The organism is Cupriavidus sp. SIMBA_020 (genome assembly GCF_046535395.1).
GTDB classification, from domain to species: Bacteria; Pseudomonadota; Gammaproteobacteria; order Burkholderiales; family Burkholderiaceae; genus Cupriavidus; species Cupriavidus campinensis.
In genome coordinates this window covers 1-327 of the sequence record NZ_JAWRWU010000242.1, presented here as the reverse complement: position 1 = coordinate 327, position 327 = coordinate 1, and the positions used below count along the sequence as shown (strand labels likewise).

General features: G+C 68.8%; 1 protein-coding gene. It reads right to left on the bottom strand.

All coding sequences use genetic code 11. The features are described from left to right. On the bottom strand, positions 1-327 hold a 327-nt coding region (locus SB751_RS29015; protein WP_410748909.1), incomplete at both ends, for a transketolase C-terminal domain-containing protein.

Below are 327 nucleotides of genomic sequence, written 5' to 3'. Positions count from 1 at the left end.
AGTGCGCGTGGCTTCGTGCACCACGACGCAGCGGCCGGTCTTCTTGACCGAGTTGACGATGGTTTCCAGATCCAGCGGCCACAGGCTGCGCAGGTCGATGACCTCGGCGTCGATGCCGGTTTCCTCGGCCGCGGTCAGCGACACGTGCACCGTGGTGCCGTAGGTCAGCACCGTCAGCGCGTTGCCGGGCCGCACGATGGCGGCGGTGTCCAGCGGCACGGTGTAGTAGCCGGTCGGCACCACGCTGCCCGGGCGTCCGGTCCACGGCGTCACGGGACGGTCGTGGTGGCCGTCGAACGGACCGTTGTACAGGCGTTTAGGCTCCAG